The sequence below is a fragment of the Chryseobacterium sp. CH25 genome, from assembly GCF_004119455.1.
Classification (GTDB): Bacteria; Bacteroidota; Bacteroidia; order Flavobacteriales; family Weeksellaceae; genus Chryseobacterium.
The window spans coordinates 1-4,617 of record NZ_NRQT01000017.1 but is presented as its reverse complement, the minus strand read 5'-3'; the positions used below and the strand labels follow the sequence as shown (position 1 = coordinate 4,617).

The window sequence follows — 4,617 nt, the reverse complement described above, 5'->3', positions numbered from 1 at the left end:
TTCTTGATATGAATATTGAAACCCATCCAAATAATCAGTTGTAGTGGTACTGGCTATTCCTTTTGGTTGTCCTGCTGAATAGATTTTTCTCAACTTAGTACCATCTGCACGGTAAAGATATTTCAAATCTATATACGTAGTAAGTCCAAAACTTTTATTTGCGATTGAATAGGAGTTGGGTAAATTTAAGTAATCATACTAAATGGTAGAAATAATTAATAAAATCTCTTTTGTTATTTATAGCACGAGCAAGGGAACTTTTTCACTCATTTCGTTGGCATTTGTTCTGTGCTTTAGTAAAAATTTTTTGAATTCTTTTCATTGTTCCTCCCGGATATTCATAATCATATGTATAGCTTTTCCCCGGTAAAGGATTGTAAATGTTTTTATAATCTTTATTATCTGTATTATAAATATAAAGAATAACATAGGGTTGATCTAACCAACTTAATTTAAAATCCTCTATTTCATACATCTTTGATGTTAGATTATCCTTACATTGTAAATTATTATTCATAACTAATTTTAAAGAAGATGAATTATCTGTATGCAGCAGATCCTTATAATCTTCTTCTTTTATTACAAACTTTCCTGGGAAGTAACTGATGTAATACTTTTTTTCTCCTTTCAAAATATACATATTACTAAGAGAGGGATGTACATTTTGATCTACTGTTATTATTATATTCCCTTCCTTATTCTGAGATGAGATTTTACATGATAAAAGGAATATTATTATTAATATAAAGTTTCTCATTATTCTAATATTTTTTCAACGGCTTTTTTAGTAAGATTTATAGATGGTGTTGTATTAGCTCCATTATAAATAGAGATTCCATTTGGATTAGCATTAGTTGTTGTTTCCATCTTTCCTGTTAAATTATTAATACCATTTTGTCCTATAGAGTAACCCAGTGGACCAACAATAATATTTGTTCCGTATTGGGCAAAAGTTGTTGTATCTGTAGCTGAGGGCTCTTGAGCGTTACCACTATAAACTTTTTCTCCTACAACTTCTGTTTTTGTAGGGTGGGAGTGTATTGATGCTTCAGCATCCGCTGTGGTTTTTCCTTTTGGCAAATCAGGTAATGTTGCACTTGCGTAAGCATCTTTTCCATATTGTACTTCCGGGCCTTGTACACCCCTTAAAACAGAACCGTCTTTCATTACAATAGAAGTCTCTTCTTTCTTACCACCATTACTTACGGCTCTATCTAGAACATTTAAACTTTCTTTTAATACAGCAGTGCTTGGAAGGGTAACACCAGATCTTATAGAACCTGCATCAACATTTCCCTTTATTTTAGAAATTGACCTAGCTTCTTTACTATCTGTAACAACAACTCTTACGCCATTATTCACTCCATCTGTTCCAATTTTCTTTCCACTTAAATTGTAAAAATCAGTAAAAGGAGCTCTTCCATCCGGATCGATAAACCTTATTGGATTATTAAATACATAGTTATAAGGGCTATGCCTTCTCATCTTTTCCGCCAGCGGATCTACTACACCCCATCTACCGATATCCGGCATATACATCCTTGCTCCATAATCATACATACCCGTCTCTTGAAGCTCCTTGCCATTGTACTTGTAGTTCTATAAGCATTCCATTGCAGGAAAATATTCTGAAAATGTAACACTCCATTTATTATCAAATCCTCCATTAATAATAATATAATCAATTCCTTTTTTTAGCTTAAAATTCATCTCTTCTTTTTTCTTTGATGTAATTTTAATCTTTTCATCTCTTTTAAGAACTCTAATTTGTGTATATCCACAGGTATAATTTTGAAAATTATAACTTTTACCATTTATAGTAATAACATCGCCAATAAAAGCAGCATTATTAAAAGATAATAAAACTTCGTCATCTTTTTTAAGAAATTCTTTTGGAATATTTTCCAAATAAGACTTGTATGCTGTACTATCTGTTTCTGTTGCTTTCGTTTTATCTTGATAATAAAAATCAATATTATTTTGTGCGGAGCAACTACTGTTGGTCAGTAAAACAATTATTAAAAAAATATTATTTTCATTAGTTTTTATTTTTTGGTAATCTAAATGAGTTAGCTTTAACAGTTTCTTCCATCTTCTGTATCTGATTTTTATTAAATTCCACACCTAATCCTTTCATTGAAGAAGTTGGGTTTTCATATGAATTCATCCTATTGTTAATATTGGCAGGGGTAACTTCAACTCCTGAATTTGGCTCCCAGATATGTTCTAAACCAAAAGTATGACCAATTTCATGCGTAATTGTATCTGTATCTCCATTCTTTGCATTAACAGTTGCTGTAATTGGATTTCCGAGTGGTGCGTCTCCAAGAACTGTTCCCGTCATAGTAGTACCGTTATCATTTACTATTGTTACAGATCGTCCTGGAAAAGTCATATCAATGTTATAAGTAGCATTACTATCTTGAATAATTGTAAGATCGAATCCTTCTTTTTTAAAGTTATTTTCTACGGTTGAAAGTTTTTGTTGAACTTGTTCATTAGTAAAAGAGCCTTGTGTAACATTTGTTCTTAATTCAACTTTTGCTGGAGTATTAAAATTAAATCCAGATATATCATTAGCTACAGGGGTATTCCTTGTAGATTTGTTAATTAATTCAGCTTCTAATCCTTCTAATTCTCTCGCATCAATAACTCGATTTTCAGAAAACGCATAAGTACTATTATGAGTGTATTTTTCTGCCAAAGGATCAATATTAAAAAATCTACCAACATCAGGCATATAATTTCTCCACTTAAATGAGTAAAAACCTGTCTCTTGCAACTCTTGTCCTTGGTACTTGTAGCTATATAATCCTCCAAAATTGGAAGTCACAAACATTCCTGAGATATGGTTTAATCAATTAAAGGTAAAGTTTTATGTATTTTTAGTATATTTAAATTATTTATACACTCTGTAAATTCTTTCTTCTTATCTTCCTTAAAATAAGGCAATCCTTCTATACCATTTTTAATATCATTATATTTTATTGGAATATTATAGGTTTTAATTCCTTTCCCGTCAAAATAATAATTTCGAGCATTAATAATTGATTTAGGTGTATACTTATCTATTGCCAAGCATTTTTCAAATAAACCCACCTTATCTTGTGTAACCAATTCATACCTAAAATATTCATCAAGATATTTATTCTTAAAATCTTCCATAGAAAGTTTTTTTGTATAGAAAACAATTTCATTTTTTTCTTTGACTTTAGTATAGGAAAGACTGTCTTGACGCAATTTATAAGGACTTGTTGTAATTTCACAAATATTATTAGTGCCTAGAATAATAATTCCATTGTAAAAGCCTTCTTCGTCATCGAAACCATCTTCTATATAAATATTGGAATATTTTTTATCAGGGTTGATATCACAAGATTGGACACCTGACAATCTATAAGTTGTATAGCCTTTTGTAAGCATTTTTATCATTACAGAATCTTGTGATTTACTGTAGGGAAATAAATTTTTGTTTTTTAACAAATCTTCATTTACTTGTCTCAAAGAAATTTTATCCTGAGAATGGCAAGAAAAAAATAACATAATACTGAACAATAAAACAATGTTTTTCATCTTTAATAATTTACAGGTTATCTTGGGCGATTTTTAAATTTCTGCAAGTGGTAATATGCAGCAGCTTCATTATAATTATACCTATTTTGTAATATTGTACTATTTACATTAAGAACACTTTGAACACTAGGAGTGGGTGATATTTGACCTCCATTCGAGTTGTAATAAATACTACTTCCAGCATTATCTATTAACCTGCCGTTACTATTAGGAATACAAGAGGAGCCGATACATATACTACCATAGTTAGTTCTTAAAGGTAGCCCACTCTCTGCTCTAACAATATTTTCTACGTGGGTTCCATAAATTTCTGCTGATGTAGCATCATCCCCAAATCTACTATCTGGCTGCGACGTAATACCTAATGCAAAATTTTCATAAACATGTCCCATTTCGTGTGCTATTGTTGTGTATAAAGGAGAATATTTAGAATCATTACCTAAAGTTGTCCAAACACCTTTAGTTGAAGATGTATTTAATTCAACTACATTACTTATCCCATATTTCACTTGTGATTTCCCACCTTGATTAAAATAAATATCTCTTACTTTTCCATCTGTACCTTGTGCTTGGTCAAAATATCCAATCATTGTATTTCCTATGGAAGTATTTTTGTCTAAATGGTTTAAACCTGCTACAGTCTGAACAACATAATCTGATAATGTAGTATTTGCATCTACATTTGTCCATTTCCCATCTACTTGATGTTGTGTCGCTCCATTATGATACCTATATTTAGTTCCGTCTTGGTCATTAATGTATATCCACTCCCCATTTATATCAATAAATTTAGCAGGGTTATTTGCTACATAGCTATAAGGAGAAATAGGAAAATAATTCTCACTATAATTGTCTAATACTCCCCACCTTCCCAAATCCGGCATATAAAATCTAGCCCCGTAATCATACATACCCGTTTCTTGCAGTTCTTTCCCGTTGTACTTGTAATTTAAATACCCACCCAAAAGACCTTTAAAATCACTGATATGATTCAATCCAAATGGATAATAATTGTTCGTATCAGTTACTTCAAGAACGCCTGCG

At 31.0% G+C, this 4,617-nt stretch carries 5 protein-coding genes and 1 pseudogene; all 6 read right to left on the bottom strand.

Annotated elements, in window-relative coordinates:
- Positions 1-262 precede the first annotated feature (262 nt).
- Positions 263-757, bottom strand: coding sequence for a hypothetical protein (locus tag BOQ64_RS22630; protein ID WP_129059429.1), 495 nt, complete (start codon positions 755-757; stop codon positions 263-265).
- 659 nt (positions 758-1,416) lie between these two features.
- Positions 1,417-1,596: pseudogene (locus tag BOQ64_RS22625) on the bottom strand (RHS repeat domain-containing protein); the annotation flags it as partial.
- Between the two features lie 3 nt (positions 1,597-1,599).
- On the bottom strand, positions 1,600-1,908 hold the full coding sequence (locus BOQ64_RS22620) for a hypothetical protein (RefSeq protein ID WP_129059428.1): 309 nt from the start codon (positions 1,906-1,908) through the stop codon (positions 1,600-1,602).
- 130 nt (positions 1,909-2,038) lie between these two features.
- Positions 2,039-2,839: an RHS repeat-associated core domain-containing protein gene (locus tag BOQ64_RS22615; protein WP_129059427.1), complete on the bottom strand. Its 801-nt coding sequence runs from the start codon at positions 2,837-2,839 to the stop codon at positions 2,039-2,041.
- A gap of 14 nt (positions 2,840-2,853) precedes the next feature.
- Complete coding sequence (locus tag BOQ64_RS22610; RefSeq protein ID WP_129059426.1) at positions 2,854-3,573, bottom strand: hypothetical protein; 720 nt, start codon at positions 3,571-3,573, stop codon at positions 2,854-2,856.
- 17 nt (positions 3,574-3,590) lie between these two features.
- Positions 3,591-4,617 (bottom strand): RHS repeat-associated core domain-containing protein (locus BOQ64_RS22605; RefSeq protein WP_317127623.1); only part of this gene is annotated, 1,027 nt, incomplete at its 5' end.